The organism is Streptomyces sp. NPDC004610, from assembly GCF_040609715.1.
Taxonomy (GTDB): Bacteria; Actinomycetota; Actinomycetes; order Streptomycetales; family Streptomycetaceae; genus Streptomyces.
In genome coordinates, this window is the sequence record NZ_JBEXLA010000027.1 from 1 (window position 1) to 16,175 (window position 16,175).

The 16,175-nt window shown below is 70.4% G+C and carries 18 protein-coding genes and 5 tRNA genes; 5 read left to right on the plus strand and 18 right to left on the minus strand.

All coding sequences use genetic code 11. The annotated features are described in order from the left end of the window. Positions 1-106 precede the first annotated feature (106 nt). On the minus strand, positions 107-925 hold the full coding sequence (gene thiD, locus ABZX40_RS27055) for a bifunctional hydroxymethylpyrimidine kinase/phosphomethylpyrimidine kinase (RefSeq protein ID WP_355744099.1): 819 nt from the start codon (positions 923-925) through the stop codon (positions 107-109). Next, positions 922-1,896 (minus strand): thiamine-phosphate kinase, encoded by a 975-nt coding sequence (locus tag ABZX40_RS27060; RefSeq protein WP_355744096.1) that lies wholly within the window; start codon positions 1,894-1,896, stop codon positions 922-924. The genes thiD and ABZX40_RS27060 overlap by 4 nt, the downstream gene beginning before the upstream one ends. Positions 1,897-2,138: 242 nt before the next feature. Here ABZX40_RS27060 and ABZX40_RS27065 point away from each other — a divergent pair, with 242 nt between their 5' ends. Continuing rightward, the gene (locus ABZX40_RS27065) at positions 2,139-2,372 is read left to right on the plus strand and encodes an Lrp/AsnC ligand binding domain-containing protein (RefSeq protein WP_019068732.1); all 234 of its coding nucleotides are present in this window, start codon (positions 2,139-2,141) and stop codon (positions 2,370-2,372) included. A gap of 20 nt (positions 2,373-2,392) precedes the next feature. Further along, a complete protein-coding gene (locus ABZX40_RS27070; protein WP_355744093.1) occupies positions 2,393-2,908 on the plus strand; it encodes a DUF3515 domain-containing protein in 516 nt (171 codons plus the stop codon). 16 nt (positions 2,909-2,924) lie between these two features. Here the strand turns inward: ABZX40_RS27070 and ABZX40_RS27075 are convergent, their stop codons facing one another. The 3 genes from ABZX40_RS27075 to ABZX40_RS27085 form a co-directional block, all read right to left on the minus strand. Next, positions 2,925-4,088, minus strand: coding sequence for a D-alanine--D-alanine ligase family protein (locus ABZX40_RS27075; RefSeq protein WP_355744090.1), 1,164 nt, complete (start codon positions 4,086-4,088; stop codon positions 2,925-2,927). A 111-nt stretch (positions 4,089-4,199) separates the two neighbouring features. Beyond that, positions 4,200-5,210 (minus strand): NAD(P)H-dependent glycerol-3-phosphate dehydrogenase, encoded by a 1,011-nt coding sequence (locus ABZX40_RS27080; RefSeq protein WP_355744087.1) that lies wholly within the window; start codon positions 5,208-5,210, stop codon positions 4,200-4,202. Then, on the minus strand, positions 5,207-6,112 hold the full coding sequence (locus tag ABZX40_RS27085; RefSeq protein WP_355744084.1) for a lysophospholipid acyltransferase family protein: 906 nt from the start codon (positions 6,110-6,112) through the stop codon (positions 5,207-5,209). The genes ABZX40_RS27080 and ABZX40_RS27085 overlap by 4 nt, the downstream gene beginning before the upstream one ends. A 189-nt stretch (positions 6,113-6,301) precedes the next feature. Here ABZX40_RS27085 and cofC point away from each other — a divergent pair, with 189 nt between their 5' ends. Together cofC and ABZX40_RS27095 are read left to right on the plus strand one after the other, a co-directional pair. Next, positions 6,302-6,940 carry a 2-phospho-L-lactate guanylyltransferase gene (gene cofC, locus ABZX40_RS27090; protein WP_355744081.1) on the plus strand — a complete coding sequence of 213 codons (639 nt, stop codon included), beginning with the start codon at positions 6,302-6,304 and terminating at the stop codon, positions 6,938-6,940. Between the two features lie 9 nt (positions 6,941-6,949). Next, positions 6,950-7,153, plus strand: coding sequence for a hypothetical protein (locus ABZX40_RS27095; protein WP_355744078.1), 204 nt, complete (start codon positions 6,950-6,952; stop codon positions 7,151-7,153). A 106-nt stretch (positions 7,154-7,259) separates the two neighbouring features. Here the strand turns inward: ABZX40_RS27095 and ABZX40_RS27100 are convergent, their stop codons facing one another. From ABZX40_RS27100 to leuC, 4 genes are all read right to left on the minus strand, one after another. Then, complete coding sequence (locus ABZX40_RS27100; RefSeq protein WP_355744075.1) at positions 7,260-7,904, minus strand: HU family DNA-binding protein; 645 nt, start codon at positions 7,902-7,904, stop codon at positions 7,260-7,262. Positions 7,905-8,040: 136 nt separating this feature from the next. Further along, positions 8,041-8,271: a hypothetical protein gene (locus tag ABZX40_RS27105; protein WP_355744072.1), complete on the minus strand. Its 231-nt coding sequence runs from the start codon at positions 8,269-8,271 to the stop codon at positions 8,041-8,043. 278 nt (positions 8,272-8,549) lie between these two features. Further along, a complete protein-coding gene (leuD, locus tag ABZX40_RS27110) occupies positions 8,550-9,143 on the minus strand; it encodes a 3-isopropylmalate dehydratase small subunit (protein ID WP_355744069.1) in 594 nt (197 codons plus the stop codon). Positions 9,144-9,149: 6 nt separating this feature from the next. Further along, positions 9,150-10,574, minus strand: a complete 1,425-nt coding sequence (leuC, locus tag ABZX40_RS27115; protein WP_355744066.1) for a 3-isopropylmalate dehydratase large subunit — start codon at positions 10,572-10,574, stop codon at positions 9,150-9,152. A gap of 200 nt (positions 10,575-10,774) precedes the next feature. Between leuC and ndgR the strand changes: the two genes are divergently transcribed. Beyond that, positions 10,775-11,491, plus strand: a complete 717-nt coding sequence (gene ndgR / locus ABZX40_RS27120) for an IclR family transcriptional regulator NdgR (protein ID WP_355744063.1) — start codon at positions 10,775-10,777, stop codon at positions 11,489-11,491. Between the two features lie 235 nt (positions 11,492-11,726). Here the strand turns inward: ndgR and ABZX40_RS27125 are convergent. The 9 genes from ABZX40_RS27125 to ABZX40_RS27165 form a co-directional block, all read right to left on the minus strand. Beyond that, positions 11,727-11,799: transfer RNA gene (locus ABZX40_RS27125), tRNA-Glu, on the minus strand. 28 nt (positions 11,800-11,827) lie between these two features. After that, positions 11,828-11,899: transfer RNA gene (locus ABZX40_RS27130), tRNA-Gln, on the minus strand. Between the two features lie 20 nt (positions 11,900-11,919). Then, positions 11,920-11,992 (minus strand) — tRNA-Glu (locus ABZX40_RS27135). Between the two features lie 61 nt (positions 11,993-12,053). Then, a tRNA-Glu gene (locus ABZX40_RS27140) sits at positions 12,054-12,126 on the minus strand. A gap of 41 nt (positions 12,127-12,167) precedes the next feature. Further along, positions 12,168-12,239, minus strand: a tRNA-Gln gene (locus tag ABZX40_RS27145). A gap of 90 nt (positions 12,240-12,329) precedes the next feature. After that, positions 12,330-13,067, minus strand: coding sequence for an HAD family hydrolase (locus tag ABZX40_RS27150; protein WP_355744061.1), 738 nt, complete (start codon positions 13,065-13,067; stop codon positions 12,330-12,332). 73 nt (positions 13,068-13,140) lie between these two features. After that, a complete protein-coding gene (gene gltX, locus ABZX40_RS27155; protein ID WP_355744058.1) occupies positions 13,141-14,622 on the minus strand; it encodes a glutamate--tRNA ligase in 1,482 nt (493 codons plus the stop codon). Then, positions 14,615-15,400 (minus strand): fumarylacetoacetate hydrolase family protein, encoded by a 786-nt coding sequence (locus ABZX40_RS27160; protein WP_355744056.1) that lies wholly within the window; start codon positions 15,398-15,400, stop codon positions 14,615-14,617. The genes gltX and ABZX40_RS27160 overlap by 8 nt, the downstream gene beginning before the upstream one ends. 190 nt (positions 15,401-15,590) lie before the next feature. Beyond that, positions 15,591-15,776 (minus strand): hypothetical protein, encoded by a 186-nt coding sequence (locus ABZX40_RS27165; RefSeq protein ID WP_355744128.1) that lies wholly within the window; start codon positions 15,774-15,776, stop codon positions 15,591-15,593. Between the last annotated feature and the right edge of the window lie 399 nt (positions 15,777-16,175).

Consider the following 16,175-nt stretch of genomic DNA (forward strand, 5'->3'; position numbering starts at 1 on the left):
CATCGGACAACGTGATCGCCACAGCAGAGGGCCCCGAATGCGACATGGCAACAGGGTACTTACTAATCCTCAGGATTTCCGGCGCATCACACTAGAGATGCCCCCTCTAAGGGACGCCCCCCTCTAGGGACGCTCGCCGCAGTTCCCACCCGTGGTCCACCGGCCCGATCCCGCCCCCGAGCGCGAAGCCCGCCGCGATGGCGCCGGTCACATAGCGTTTCGCCGCCGTCACCGCCGCCGGGACCGGGTCGCCGAGGGCGAGGCGGGAGGCTATCGCGGAGGCGAGGGTGCAGCCGGTGCCGTGGGTGTGGCGGTTGTCGTGGCGCGGGGCCCGCAGCCAGTGCTCGGCACTGCCGTCCGTGAGCAGGTCCACCGCCTCGCCGGGCAGATGCCCGCCCTTGACCAGCACCCACCGGGGGCCGAGGTCGAGAAGCGCCGCGGCGGCCGTCCGCAGATCGTCCTCGGATCCGACCCGGACGCCGGTGAGCTGTGCCACCTCGTCCAGATTCGGGGTGACGACGGTCGCCAGCGGCAGCAGCCGGGTGCGTACGGAGTCCAGCGCGGAGGCGGCGAGCAGGGAGTCGCCGTGCTTGGAGACGCCCACCGGGTCGATCACCGCGGGCGCGTCCGTGCCGCCGATCAGTTCGGCGACCGTCTCGACGAGTGCGGCGGAGGCCAGCATCCCGGTCTTGACCGCCTGGACGCCGATGTCGTCCACGACACTGCGGAACTGGGTGCGCACCGCCTCCGGCGGGAGTTCCCAGGCGCCCTGGACGCCGAGGGAGTTCTGCGCGGTGACGGCGGTGATCACGCTCATGCCGTGCACCCCGAGGGCGAGCATGGTCTTGAGGTCGGCCTGGATCCCGGCGCCGCCGCCGGAGTCGGAGCCGGCCACCGTGAGAACGCGGGGAGGTGCGGTGCTCATGACTCGATGTCCCCCAGGTCCCCGAAGTGGTCCCAGCCGCCCTTGCGGGTCCAGGGTGCCCCGTCCACGGTCACCTGCGGCAGCGCCGAGGGGTTGAGCACCTCGCCGATCACCTTCCAGCGCGCGGGCAGTTTCACCTCCGGCGGGAAGGTGGCGACGATGGCGTGGTCCTCGCCGCCGGTCAGCACCCACTGGAGCGGATCGACGCCGACGGCCTGGCCGATGTCGTTCATCTGGGACGGGATGTCGATGGCGCCGGAGCGGATGTCGATCCGTACCTTGCTGGCCTCGGCGATGTGCCCGAGGTCGGCGATCAGTCCGTCGCTGACATCGCACATCGCGGTCGCGCCCAGCCCGGCGGCGGCCGGTCCGGCGTGGTAGGGGGGCTCGGGGCGGCGGTGGGCCTCGACAAAGGCGCGGGGGGAGCGGAAGCCGCGGGAGAGGACCGCGTACCCGGCGGCGGACCAGCCCAGCCAGCCGGTCACCGCGACCAGGTCGCCCGGCCGGGCGCCGGCCCGGGTGACCGGCTCCTGGTTGCGCAGATCGCCGAGCGCGGTGATCGACACCATGATGGTGTCCCCGCGCACCACATCGCCGCCGACCACCGAGGCACCGGCGACCTGGCACTCGTCGCGCAGTCCGTCCATCAGCTCGGTGGGCCAGGTGACGGGGAGTTCGGCGGGCACCACGAGCCCCAGCAGCAGGGCGGTGGGTACGGCGCCCATGGCGGCGATGTCCGCCAGGTTCTGGGCGGCGGCCTTGCGGCCGACGTCGTAGGCGGTGGACCAGTCGCGGCGGAAGTGCCGGCCCTCCAGCAGGATGTCCGTGCTCGCCACGACACGCCGGTCGGGTGCGGCGACCACCGCGGCGTCGTCGCCGGGGCCGACCCGGACCGCCGGGTTGGTGGTGAGCCGGGAGGTCAGCTCCCTGATGAGCCCGAACTCACCCAGCTCGCCCACAGTGCCCTTCATCGCCCTTGCACCCCTTCTATGCCGATAGAACCAGATGGAATCCGATACAGCCCGAGGTGATCCGTTGTGGCCTGACGCAAGCGACATGACCCGATATGCCCACTACAGAGGCCAACACCCCTCGCCCGCGCACCCCGGCGCGTGCGCGCCCCGCCCGACCAGGTCTCCCCCTTGCGAGCGGCGACGCGATACCGTGGCGTTCCTTTTCCCCACATGATCCTCGTGGCCGCCCTGGAGGTTCCGTGGTACAGGCGTACATCCTGATCCAGACGGAGGTCGGTAAGGCGTCGACCGTCGCCGACACGATCAGCAAGATCCCTGGAGTGATCCAGGCCGAGGACGTGACGGGACCCTATGACGTCATCGTCCGCGCCCAGGCCGACACCGTCGATGACCTGGGCCGCATGGTGGTCGCGAAAGTCCAGCAAGTGGACGGCATCACGCGCACCCTGACCTGCCCGGTCGTCCATCTGTAGCCCCCGTCTACGCTGGGCCGGTGCCTCTCTTCCGTCACCGGCCGCTCGGCCTGCCCCCGCTTGCGCTTGTGCTCGTGATCACTGTCGCGGGCTGCTCATCAGCAGACGACACCGCCACCGCGGCGGTTCCGTCGCCGGACGCGGCGGTGACCGAACTGTGCGGAAAGCTGGACGATGCGCTGCCCGCGACGGTGGCCGGTCAGAACCGTGACGATCCGGAACCGGCTTCCGCGCTGACCGCGGGGTGGGGGAGCAGCCCGGCGATCATACTGCGGTGCGGGGTGATCCGACCGCCGAAGATGATCGATCCCAAAGTGGCGGAGGGCGGGGACGCCGATGCCGTCGCGGGCGGTGTCGACGGGGTCGACTGGCTCCAGGAGAAAGGCGACGACGGGGCGTTCCGCTTCACGACCGCGAGCCGGGTCGCCTATGTGGAGGTGGCGGTTCCAGGGGAGCGGGAGGGGGACAGCGCGGGGGTGCTGGTGGATCTCGCCCCGGCGATCAAGTCGGCGATCCCGGAAGGCATCGCCGACTGATCACACCGCTGCCGCCCTACCGCAGTCCCGTCGAGCGGTTCAGGGCCGCCCGGATCAGGCGGTCCACCAGTTCCGCGTAGCCGACCCCGCTCTTCTCCCACATCTGCGGGTACATCGAGATCGGGGTGAAACCGGGCATCGTATTGATCTCGTTGATCACGAACTCGCCGGAGTCGGTCAGGAAGAAGTCCGCGCGGACCAGTCCCTCGCAGGACGCGGCCTCGAACGCGGCCACCGCCAGCCGCTGCACCTCGGCGGTCTCGGCGGGCGTCAGCGGGGCGGGGACGATCCCGGGGGTGGAGTCGATGTACTTGGCCTCGAAGTCGTAGTACGCGTGTTCCTGCGGCGGCGGGATCTCGGCCGGTACGGAGGCCCGGGGGCCATCCTCGAACTCCAGCACCCCGCACTCGATCTCCCGGCCCCGCAGCGCGGCCTCGATCAGGATCTTCGGGTCGTGGCGGCGGGCCTCGGCGAGGGCCTCGTCCAGACCGGCGGGGTCGTCGACCTTGGTGATGCCGATGGAGGACCCGGCGCGGGCGGGCTTCACGAACAGCGGCCAGCCGTGCTCACCGGCGAACTCCACGATCCGCTTGCGCGCGGCGGACTCCTCGCGCTCCCACTCCCGGGGGCGGATCACCAGATACGGGCCCACCGCCAGCCCGAAGGAGGTGAACACCCGCTTCATGTACTCCTTGTCCTGGCCGACGGCCGAGGCGAGCACCCCGGAGCCGACATAAGGCACCCCGGACAGCTCCAGCAGCCCCTGGAGCGTGCCGTCCTCGCCGTACGGGCCGTGCAGCACCGGGAAGACGACATCGACCTCGCCCAGCGCCTTGGGCACCGAGCCCGGTTCGCTGTAGACGACTTCGCGGTTGGCGGGGTCGACGGGGAGCACGACGACGCCCTCGTCGGACTCGGCCAGGTCGTCGACGCTGGGCGTACGGCGCTCGGAGATCGCCATCCGCTCCGGGGCGTCGGCGGTGAGGGCCCAGCGGCCGTCCTGGGTGATGCCGATCGGCAGGACCTCGTACTTGGTCCGGTCGATGGCCCGCAGTACGGCGCCGGCGGTGACCACGGAGATCCCGTGCTCGGAGCTGCGCCCGCCGAACACGACGGCCACACGCGGCTTACGGAAGGGCTGTCCCGGCCCAGGGCTCTGGGGGAGGTTCTCGCTGCTCATATCGCGTTGAGCGTACCCGCTGCCCCGGCGCGCTCCTAGCGTTCCCGGCCGGGGCGTCGCACAGGTGTCCACCGTCCGCCGGGTTGCGGCGCGGGGCCCGGCGGCGGCTGCTCAGCGCCGTTCCGGCTTGGCGCTGCGGGACATGAGTTCCTTCAGGGCGACCACCGGCGGTTTGCCCTCGTGGACGATGCCGACGACCGTCTCGGTGATGGGCATGTCGACGCCGTGGCGGCGGGCCAGATCGAGCACCGACTCACAGGACTTGACGCCCTCGGCGGTCTGCCGGGTGACCGCGATGGTCTGCTCCAGGGTCATGCCCTTGCCGAGGTTGGTGCCGAAGGTGTGGTTGCGGGACAGCGGCGAGGAGCAGGTGGCGACCAGATCGCCGAGGCCCGCGAGCCCGGCGAAGGTCAGCGGGTCGGCGCCCATGGCGAGACCGAGGCGGGTGGTCTCGGCGAGCCCGCGGGTGATGAGCGAGCCCTTGGCGTTGTCGCCGAGACCCATGCCGTCCGCGATCCCTACGGCGAGCCCGATGACGTTCTTCACCGCGCCGCCCAGCTCGCAGCCGACGACATCGGTGTTGGTGTACGGACGGAAGTAGGGGGTGTGGCAGGCGGCCTGGAGACGCTGGGCGACCTCATCGTCGGCGCAGGCCACGACGGCCGCGGCCGGCATCCGCGCGGCGATCTCCCGGGCCAGGTTGGGGCCGGTGACCACGGCGATCCGGTCGGGGCCGGACCCGGTGACATCGGCGATGACCTCGCTCATCCGCATGGTGGTGCCGAGTTCGACCCCCTTCATCAGGGAGACCAGGACGGTGCCGGGGGCCAGCAGCCCGGTCCAGGCGGCGAGGTTGGCGCGCAGGGTCTGCGAGGGGACGGACAGCACCGTGAAGTCGGCGGCCTCGGCGGCCTCGGCGGGGTCGGTGGTGGCGCGCAGATTGCGCGGCAGCTCGATGCCGGGGAAGTAGTCGGGGTTGGTCCGGGTGGAGTTGATGGCGTCCGCGACCTCCGCGCGGCGTGCCCACAGGGTGACCTCGCACCCCGCGTCGGCGAGCACGATGCCGAACGCCGTGCCCCATGAACCGGCGCTGAACACCGCCGCCTTGACCGCCTTGCTCACTTGCTCCGCCCCTCCGCCTGCTTGCCCTGCGTCTGTGCCCTGCTCCGCGCCCCGGCGCCCGTACCCCGGATCTGCCGGGGGGCCTGCTCCCGGGACCGGTCCCGCTCCTGTGCGCGGGACCGCCCCCCTTCCCCTTCCACTTCCCCTTCCCGGGGCTGCTCCCGCGTCTGTTCCCGGGTGCGCCGACGCTGCTCGATCCGCTCGCGGCGGGGATCGTAGGGCGTGGCGGGTGCCCGTTCGCCGCGGACCTCCTCCAGTTGGCGGGTGATGGCGGCCATGATGACCTCGGTCGCCTCCCTGAGCACCTCGGCGGTCATCTCGCGGCCGTAGAAGCGGGAGAGGTCCACCGGCGGCCCGGCCAGCACATGGTGGGTCTTGCGCGGCAGCAGCCGGGGTCTCTTGGCGTACGGCGGGAGCAGTTCGTTGGCGCCCCACTGGGCCACCGGCACCACCGGGCACCTGGTCTTCAGGGCGACCCGGGCGGCGCCGGTCTTGGCGGTCATGGGCCAGCCGTCCGGGTCCCGGGTGATGGTGCCCTCCGGGTAGAAGGCGACGCACTCACCGCGCTCCACGGCGTCGATGGCGGCGCGGAAGGCGCTGAGGGCGTCGGTGCTCTCCCGGTAGACGGGGATCTGCCCGGTGCCGCGCATGGCGGCGCCCACGAACCCCTTCTTGAAAAGACCGCTCTTCGCCAGGAATCGCGGAACGCGTCCGGTGTTGTACTGGAAGTGCGCGTACGCGAAGGGGTCGACGTGGGAATTGTGGTTCACCACGGTGATAAATCCGCCCTCGGCCGGAATGTGCTCCATTCCGCGCCAGTCCCGCTTGAGCAGAACCAGCAGGGGCGGTTTGCAGATCACCGCGGCCAGGCGGTACCAGAAGCCCTTTCTGCGGCGGGGCACGCGAACACCTTCCTCTAGGGCCTGGGGGGCCGCACAAGTGTCGCCCCAGGCCGCCTGTCTGTCGAGAACACCGTACGCCCGCCGGTCACCGGCCAGCGCTTCCCCGAGCGGCGTCACGCGCCTGCGCAGAGGAAACCGTGCGACGGCCCGGGTGACAATGGCCGCGACAAGAGAAGGACGGAAACGCTGGTGCAGTGGACCTTGGTGGTACCCCTGAAGCCCTTGGCGCGGGCCAAGAGCAGGCTCGCGGACACGGCGGCGGACGCGCTGCGCCCGGGACTGGCGCTGGCCTTCGCCCAGGACACGGTGGCAGCGGCCCTGGCCTGCCCTGCGGTACGCGGTGTGGCAGTCGTCACGGACGACGCGCTGGCCGCCCGGGAACTGTCCGCACTGGGCGCGGGGGTCCTCCCCGACGAACCCGGCCGGGGTCTGAACGCCGCCCTGGAGTTCGGCGCGGCAAAGGTACGGACCGCTCTCCCCAATACCCCGGTGGCCGCTCTCAACGCCGATCTCCCGGCACTGCGCCCCAGGGAATTGGCCCGGGTCCTGGACTCGGCCGCGCAATTCCCGCGCGCTTTCCTGCCGGATGCGGCCGGCATCGGTACGACTCTGCTCACCGCGTCCCCCGGCCTGGAATTGCGCCCGGCATTCGGCCCGGATTCCCGCATCCGGCACCACACCTCGGGGGCCCAGGAACTCATCCTCGACTCGGTGGATTCGGTACGCCAGGACGTGGACACCGGCGCCGATCTGCGCGCGGCACTCGCCCTCGGGGTGGGTCCGCGAACGGCGGCGGTCGGCGCGCGGCTGCTCATCGCCGGGCAGTAGGCTGCGCTCATGCAGGCCACCGCATACGCATACGACGCCGAGACCCGCAGCGGGCAGGTGCTGCTGGACGACGGCACGCCGGTGCCCTTCGACGCCGCCGCGTTCGACGCGGGCGGGCTGCGGCTGCTGCGGCCGGGTCAGCGGGTGCGGATCGAGGCGGAGGGCGAGGGTGCCTCCCGGCGGATCACGCTGGTGACGCTCCAGACCCTGTGACACCGGCACCGAACCCCGGGTAACGGCAGCTGGCCTGGGCCGGAACACGCCGCGGGCCGGGCTCCCGAGGGAGTCCGGCCCGGCGCGTGAGTGCCCTGCGGTCCGCCTACTTGCGGGCGGTGGCCTTCTTGGCGGTGGTCTTGCGGGCCGTCGACTTCTTGGCGGGGGCCTTCTTGGCGGTCGCCTTCTTCGCCGGGGCCTTCTTGGCCGTCGCCTTCTTGGCGGTGGTCTTCTTCGCGGCCGTCTTCTTGGCCGCCGCCGTGGTCTTCTTGGCGGTGGTCTTCTTGGCGGCGGTGGTCGCCTTCTTCACCGCGGCGGTGGTCTTCTTCGCCACGGTCTTCTTGGCGACGGCCTTGGTGGCGGCCTTCTTCGCGGTGGTCTTCTTGGCCGCGGCCTTCTTGACGGTGGCCGAGGCGCCGCCGGTCAGGCTGCCCTTGGGGGCCTTCTTCACGGCGATGTCGCCCTTCGGGAGCTTCTTCGAGCCGCTGACCAGGTCCTTGAAGCCCTGACCCGCGCGGAAGCGCGGCACGGAGGTCTTCTTGACCCGAACCCGCTCGCCCGTCTGGGGGTTGCGGGCGTAGCGAGCGGGACGCTCGACCTTCTCGAACGAGCCGAACCCGGTGACCGAGACCCGGTCCCCGGCGACGACCGCGCGGACGATGGCGTCCAGGACCGCGTCGACGGCATCGGCGGCCTGCTGGCGGCCACCCATCTTGTCGGCAATCGCTTCTACGAGCTGCGCCTTGTTCACGTCTTCCCCTTCGGAGACATCGCCGGAACGAAAGTGTTCAGGCTTTTTCGCACGTTAGGCAGATATATACCGCAAATCAAACACGAAACGGGCTTATCACCCTTGTGCCGCAACGGACTCGACTGCCCTGTCTCGTTCAGCCTTCCTCGTCGGGGAATCGACCCTCGTCGAGGTCAGCGGTGAACGCCTCCAGACGCCTTGCCGCATCGGCGAGATCGTGCTTGGCCGCGGCCGTAATGACCAGCAGCTTCCGGGTCAGCGCCATCCGTACGCCCTCCGGGACTTGCAGTGCGCGCACAGCTGTGTGCGCTTCCTTGAGTTGGTCCGCGACTGCCGCATAGAGCTTGAGTTGGCCGTCGTGTCCCATGCACAGATTGTGCCATCTGGGGCGAGTTGTCGCCTGCTCGGGGGGCAACTGCCCCCTCCAACGGCCCTTTCGGGGCCCGCCGCCGGACCTCCCGCCGATCCGCCCTGTGCCGCCAACCACCCTTGTGACATGGGCAGTTGCAGACGCCTCCGGCCGGGCATGCCGCCGTACGGGTACAGAAACGGCTGTACCCCCGATCGGGCCGATCGGGGGTACAGCCGGGGTGTTCGGTGGCCGAAATTCGACCGTCGGGCGGGGCCTCACGGACCCGCCCGAGCTCACACGGGCAGGGTGCGCGGCTTGTAGGAGGGCCGCCCGGCCTCGTAGGTGGCGATGTCCGCCTCGTTCTGGAGGGTGATCGAGATGTCGTCGAGGCCGTTCAGCAGCCGCCAGCGGGCGTTCTCGTCCAGCTCGAAGGAGGCGGTGATGCCCTCGGCGCGGACCTCGCGCCGCTCCAGGTCGACGGTCACCTCGGCCTTGGGGTCGCGCTCGGTCAGCTCCCACAGCGCGTCCACGATCTTCTGCTCCAGCACCACCGTGAGCAGGCCGTTCTTCAGCGAGTTGCCCCGGAAGATATCGGCGAACCGGGAGGAGATCACGGCCTTGAAGCCATAGTTCTGGAGCGCCCAGACGGCGTGCTCACGGGATGAGCCGGTACCGAAGTCGGGCCCGGCGACCAGCACGGTCGCCCCCCGCCGCTCGGGCAGGTTGAGCACGAAGGTCTCGTCCTTGCGCCACGCCTCGAAGAGCCCGTCCTCGAACCCGTCCCGGGTCACCTTCTTGAGCCAGTGGGCGGGGATGATCTGGTCGGTGTCCACATTGCTGCGGCGCAGCGGGACGGCCCGGCCGGTGTGGGTGGTGAATGCTTCCATGGCGGTTCAGACTCCAGCGGGCGTGCGGTCGTCGGTCAGGTCGGCCGGGGAGGCGAGATGCCCCAGCACCGCGGTCGCGGCCGCGACCTGCGGAGACACCAGATGCGTACGGCCGCCCTTGCCCTGCCGCCCCTCGAAGTTGCGGTTGGAGGTGGACGCCGAGCGCTCCCCCGGGGCCAGCTGGTCCGGGTTCATGCCCAGACACATCGAGCAGCCCGCGTGCCGCCACTCAGCGCCGGCCTCCTTGAAGACCGTGTCCAGACCCTCGGAGACGGCCTGGAGCCCGACCCGCGCGGAGCCCGGCACGACCAGCATCCGTACCCCGTCGGCGACTTTGCGGTCCTTCAGGATCTCGGCCGCGGCCCGCAGATCCTCGATCCGCCCATTGGTGCAGGAACCTACGAAGACGGTGTCCACGTTGATGGACCGCAGCGGCTGCCCGGCCGCCAACCCCATGTACTCCAGGGCCTTTTCGGCGGCGAACCGCTCCGAGGCGTCTTCGTACGAAGCCGGGTCGGGGACGTGCGCCGAAAGCGGGGCACCCTGGCCCGGGTTGGTGCCCCAGGTGACGAACGGCGACAGCGCGGCGGCGTCGATGACGACCTCGGCGTCGAACTCGGCGTCGTCGTCCGTGCGCAGCGTCCGCCAGTAGGCGACCGCGGCGTCCCAGTCCGCACCCTCGGGGGCGTGGGCGCGGCCCTTGAGGTAGGCGAAGGTGGTCTCGTCGGGGGCGATCATGCCCGCGCGGGCACCGGCCTCGATGGACATGTTGCAGATGGTCATCCGGGCCTCCATCGAGAGCTTCTCGATGGCCTCGCCCCGGTACTCCAGGACATAGCCCTGGCCGCCGCCGGTGCCGATCCGCGCGATGATCGCCAGGATCAGGTCCTTGGCGGTCACCCCGTCGGGCAGCTCGCCGTCGACCGTGATCGCCATGGTCTTCGGGCGGGCCATGGGCAGCGTCTGGGTGGCGAGCACATGCTCGACCTGCGAGGTGCCGATACCGAACGCCAGCGCGCCGAAGGCACCGTGCGTGGAGGTGTGCGAGTCGCCGCAGACCACGGTCGTACCGGGCTGGGTGAGCCCCAGCTGCGGGCCGACGACATGGACGACGCCCTGCTCGACGTCTCCGAGCGGGTGCAGCCGGACGCCGAAGTCGGCGCAGTTCTTGCGCAGCGTCTCCAGCTGGGCCCGGGAGACCGGGTCCGCGATCGGCTTGTCGATGTCGAGGGTCGGGGTGTTGTGGTCCTCGGTGGCGATGGTCAGGTCCAGGCGGCGCACGGGGCGCCCGGTCTTGCGGAGGCCGTCGAACGCCTGCGGGCTGGTCACCTCGTGCAGCAGGTGCAGATCGATGTAGAGAAGGTCGGGCTCGCCCTCCGCGCGCCGGACGACATGGTCGTCCCAGACCTTCTCCGCGAGTGTCCTACCCATCGCTTTCCCTCCGGCCGGCGCACTGCGCGACGGCCCAACTAGAGATCGAGAGGCGGCGGCGCCCTCCCCCTCGGTTCCGGGCGCGGACCGCCGGGCCCCTTCGCAACCGCGGGCCCCTGTGCCTTCGTGTACCTCCAGAGTGGCGCGTTCCACGAAAAATTGAACTTGCGTTTCACAGAGTGAGACGCGAATATCGTTGCATGGACAACAGTAGCGGCGTCGGCGTTCTGGACAAGGCGGCCCTCGTCCTGAGCGCTCTGGAGTCCGGCCCGGCCACCCTCGCGGGTCTGGTCACGGCCACCGGACTGGCACGACCCACGGCTCACCGCCTGGCCGTGGCCTTGGAACACCACCGCATGGTGGCACGCGACATGCAGGGCCGATTCATCCTGGGCCCGCGCCTCGCCGAACTGGCGGCGGCGGCGGGCGAGGACCGGCTGCTGGCCACGGCCGGCCCGGTCCTGACCCATCTGCGCGATGTGACGGGCGAGAGCGCCCAGCTCTACCGCCGCCAGGGCGACATGCGCATCTGCGTCGCGGCGGCGGAGCGCCTCTCGGGTCTGCGGGACACGGTCCCGGTCGGCTCGACCCTCACCATGAAGGCGGGTTCCTCCGCCCAGATCCTGATGGCCTGGGAGGAGCCGGAGCGCCTGCACCGCGGCCTCCAGGGCGCCCGCTTCACGGCCACGGCCCTGTCGGGCGTACGCCGCCGGGGCTGGGCCCAGTCGATCGGCGAGCGCGAGCCCGGGGTGGCCTCGGTCTCCGCGCCGGTGCGCGGCCCGTCCAACCGCGTGGTGGCCGCCGTCTCGGTCTCGGGCCCCATCGAACGCCTCACCCGCCACCCCGGCCGCATGCACGCCCAGGCCGTGATCGACGCGGCAGGCCGCCTCTCAGAGGCCCTACGCCGCACAGGCTGACCAGCAAGGAAGGGCAAAAGGGGGCCTCAACGCCGCGACCCCCTTTTCCCACCGGAACCGTCTCCCCACAGCGGGGCAGAGACTCTGATTTCCAGGGGCGCGGGGAACTGCGCGCTTTTTAGGGGCGCTGGGGGTACCCCCTCTGGGGGAGGAACTGCGCAAAAGCGACCACGACCCGCGCACGAAAACGGCCCCCCACCCGACCTCCCGGTCAGGCGAAGAGCCATCGTCGCCGTACCCCCGACCGGATTCGAACCGGCGCTACCGCCTTGAGAGGGCGGCGTGCTAGGCCGCTACACAACGGGGGCGAGGATCTTGCGTTTCCGCAGATCCGAGCTGGTCTACCTGGACTCGAACCAAGACTAACTGAACCAGAATCAGTCGTGCTGCCAATTACACCATAGACCAATGTGGTTTAGACCAGTTTGTACCCCCGACCGGATTCGAACCGGCGCTACCGCCTTGAGAGGGCGGCGTGCTAGGCCGCTACACAACGGGGGCCCTAGCGATCCTGCATCGACATCAGTGGGTGCGACCCGACTGTCGTCGCGGGAAGGATCTGTACCCCCGACCGGATTCGAACCGGCGCTACTGCCTTGAGAGGGCAGCGTGCTAGGCCGCTACACAACGGGGGCTTTGCGGATGAGATCCGCGGGTGCAGATGAAGCTCTGCGAGCTGGCCTACCTGGACTCGAACCAAGACTAACTGAACCAGAATCAGTCGTGCTGCCAATTACACCATAGGCCACTGGAACGCAAGCCCCTGCGGGGATCTTGTTCTAGTCTGCGACGCTGGGTTTGGCCTCTCGGCCCGCTCCCCGGCGGCGCAGGAAGAACATTACCCGAAGGTGGACGGGGCTCCAAAACGGGTATCCGCGCCGAGGAGCGCGGGGAGTTCGGCGAGGGAGACGATCCGGTGGCCGCCCTCGGGGACGGCCCCGGTGTCCGTACCGGTCCGGTCGATCCACACCGACAGCAACCCGGCGGTCACCGCGCCGCGTCCGTCGATCTCCGGGTGGTCGCCGACGTAGGCGATCTCGTGCGGGGCGAGGGCGAGGGCCTCGCAGGCGGCGCGGAAGGCGGCCGGCTCCGGTTTGCTCACGCCGAGTTCGGCGGCGCAGAGCACCGACTCGAAGCGGTCGCGCACCCCGAGGATCCGCAGTTTGCGGTCCTGGACGAGGAGGCTGGAGTTGGAGAGCACCGCGTGCCGGTGGCTGGCGGCGAGGGCGTCGAGGACCGGCAGCACATCGGGGAAGAGCGCCCAGGCGGCCTCGTAATGGGCGACGTAGCGCTCGAACCAGGTCTCGGCCTCGGTGTCGGTGAGGTTCTGGCCGAGGGGGCCGAGGAAGACACGGACCCGGTCGCGGCGCTGCTGTTCGAAGGTGACCTCGCCGGCGGCGAAGCGGGCCCACAGGCTGTCGGTGATCGCGCGCCAGCGGGTGAGCGCGGCCTCGGCGCCGCCATGGGCGTCGAGGAGGCCCTCGGCGGCGAGATGGCTGCCCATGCCGGACCGGTCGGCGGTGGTGTAGTCGAAGAGGGTGTCGTCGACGTCCCAGAGAACGGCTCGGATGCTCATGAACCGACGGTAACGCCTGGGCGCCGGGCCCGGGGCGGCAACCGGGATGCCGGTCGCCGCCCCGGGGGCGGGACTACGCGGTGAGCCGGGCCAGGGCCGCGTCGATCCGGGCCAGGGTGGTGTCCTTGCCCAGGACCTCCAGGGACTCGAACAGCGGCAGGCCGACCGTACGGCCGGTGACCGCGACGCGGACCGGGGCCTGGGCCTTGCCGAGCTTGAGGCCATGGGCCTCACCGGCGGCGAGGACGGCGTCCTTGAGGGAGTCCGGGGAGTTCCAGTCGGCGGACTCCAGCTGCTCGCGGGCCGTGCGCAGCAGGGCGTCGGAGCCCTCCTTCATGGCCTTGGTCCAGCTGGCCTCGTCGAGGACCGGCTCGGCGAGGAAGAGGAAGTCGACGTTGTCGGTGATCTCGGAGAGGACCTTGAGGCGGGTCTGCGCGTGCGGGGCGATGGCCTGCCACTTGGTCTCGTCGAAGTCCTCGGGGGCCCAGGGGGCGAAGGGGGCGCGCAGCCAGGGGGCGCAGCGCTCGGTGAAGTCCTTCACCTCCAGGAGGCGGATGTGGTCGGCGTTGATCGCCTCGCACTTCTTGAGGTCGAAGCGGGCCGGGTTGGGGTTCACGTCCTTGATGTCGAAGGCCGCGACCAGCTCGGCGAGGGTGAAGACATCCTGGTCGGCGGAGAACGACCAGCCCAGCAGGGAGAGGTAGTTGAGCAGGCCCTCGGGGAGGAAGCCGCGCTCGCGGTAGAGGTTGAGGGAGGACTGCGGGTCGCGCTTGGAGAGCTTCTTGTTGCCCTCGCCCATGACGTAGGGCAGGTGGCCGAAGGCGGGGACGGACTTCGCGATGCCCAGGTCGATCAGCGCCTTGTAGAGGGCGATCTGGCGTGGGGTGGAGGAGAGGAGGTCCTCGCCGCGCAGGACGTGGGTGATCTCCATCAGGGCGTCGTCGACCGGGTTGACCAGGGTGTAGAGCGGGGCTCCGTTGGCGCGGACGATGCCGTAGTCCGGGACGTTCTCCGGGGTGAAGGTGAGGTCGCCGCGGACCAGGTCGGTGAAGGTGATCGTCTCGTCGGGCATCCGGAAGCGGACGATCGGGGCGCGGCCCTGGGCGCGGTACTCCTCGACCTGGGCGGCGGTGAGGTCGCGGCAGTGGCCGTCGTAGCCGGAGGGCTTTCCGGCGGCGCGGGCGGCCTCGCGGCGGGAGTCCAGCTCCTCCTGGGAGCAGTAGCAGTGGTAGGCGTGCCCGGCGTCCAGCAGCTTGGCGGCCACGTCGGCGTAGAGGTCCATGCGCTGGGACTGGCGGTACGGGGCGTGGGGGCCGCCGATCTCGGGGCCCTCGTCCCAGTCGAAGCCCAGCCAGCGCATCGCGTCGAGGAGCTGCCCGTAGGACTCCTCGGAGTCGCGGGCGGCGTCGGTGTCCTCGATGCGGAAGACCAGGGTGCCCTGGTGGTGCCGGGCGAACGCCCAGTTGAACAGGGCGGTGCGGACCAGGCCCACATGGGGGTTACCGGTGGGCGAGGGGCAGAAACGGACGCGTACGGGGGCGGGTGCGCTAGCCACGCTTGACAACCTTGTTGGTGAGAGTGCCGATGCCTTCGATGGAGACGGCGACCTCGTCGCCGACGGTGAGGGGGCCGACCCCCGCGGGGGTGCCGGTGAGGATGACGTCTCCGGGGAGCAGGGTCATGGCCTCGGTGATGTGGACGATCAGATCCGCGATGGAGTGGATCATCTCGCTGGTGCGGCCGAGCTGGCGCTGGGCGCCGTTGACCGTGAGCTGGACGGTGAGGTCGGACGCGGTGGCCAGGTCGAGGCCGGTCTCGACCCAGGGGCCGAGCGGGCAGGCGGTGTCGAAGCCCTTGGCCCGCGCCCACTGCTTCTCGCGCTTCTGGACGTCCCGGGCGGTGATGTCGTTGGCGCAGGTGTAGCCGAAGATCACGTCCTGGACGCGGTCGCGGGGCACCTCGCGGCAGAGCCGGCCGATGACGACGGCCAGCTCGGCCTCGTGGTGGACCTCGGTGGAGAAGGCGGGGTACTGGATGTCGTCGCCGGGGCCGATGACCGAGGTGGACGGCTTGAAGAAGGCGAACGGGGCGTCGGGCACCTCGTTGCCGAGTTCGCGCGCGTGCTCGGCGTAGTTGCGGCCATAGGCGATGATCTTGCTGGGGAGCACCGGGGGCAGCAGCCGCACCTTGCTCAGCGGGACCTTCGTGCCGGACAGCTCGAAGTCCGTGAAGGGGATGCCCTTGATGATGTCGAGGACGAGTTGGTCGGGCTGCTCGCCCTCGACCGCGCCGAAGGCGACATTCCCGTCGATGGAGAACCTGGCGATGCGCACGGGATCCTCGCGCCCCTCACTGAACCGGCTGGAGTCTGACGCTCCAGGCTATCCCGGCGGCGGGGGGCCGCTCCGCGCACAGGCCGCTCACCGGTGAGAGGGGCCGCCCCGCGCAGTGCGGGACGGCCCCTCTCATGGGCCCGCTCATTGGACCTCTCATTGAGGCCCTCTTATGAGGTACGGGTGCGGGTTACTCCGGGACGGCGGCCGTGCCGGCCGGGATCTCCATGAGCACCGTGCGCCGCGGGTTGGCGGTCGACGCGGGGAGGTCGACGGAGTGCTCCAGCTCCGGGGTCTGCAGCTCGTCGGCGTCCGCCAGATGTGCCAGGGTGGTGCGGCGCGGGTTGGCCGTCGTGTGGAACATCATCGTCTTCACGGGTGTCCGGGACCTTGTCGTGTACGGGCGTTCCGGGCCGCCGGGGCGGTGCCGGGCACGCCGGGTTGTCAGAGAGTCACCTCTTGTAAACCGTCAGGCTAAACATCCGATTCCCCGCGGGCCGGGCCCGGACCCCATGATCGGCGTGTGAGTTTGCTCACGACGTCAACCCCAAATCCGCCCATACCCACCTCGTCCCGCACATCGGTGAATCGGACATTGGTCCATCGAAGCGATGATTCCGCTCCTGATCATGGCGACTGGGACACCGGGAGCACTCCGGCAACTCGCTCCGTTATGCCCGATATATGGGATACGTTGACCCACGCCCGGTGATCCGGCCCTCACAAGCAGTCACAGATGTCACAGCCTGACCAACTGGCCTTGTTGGAGATGCGG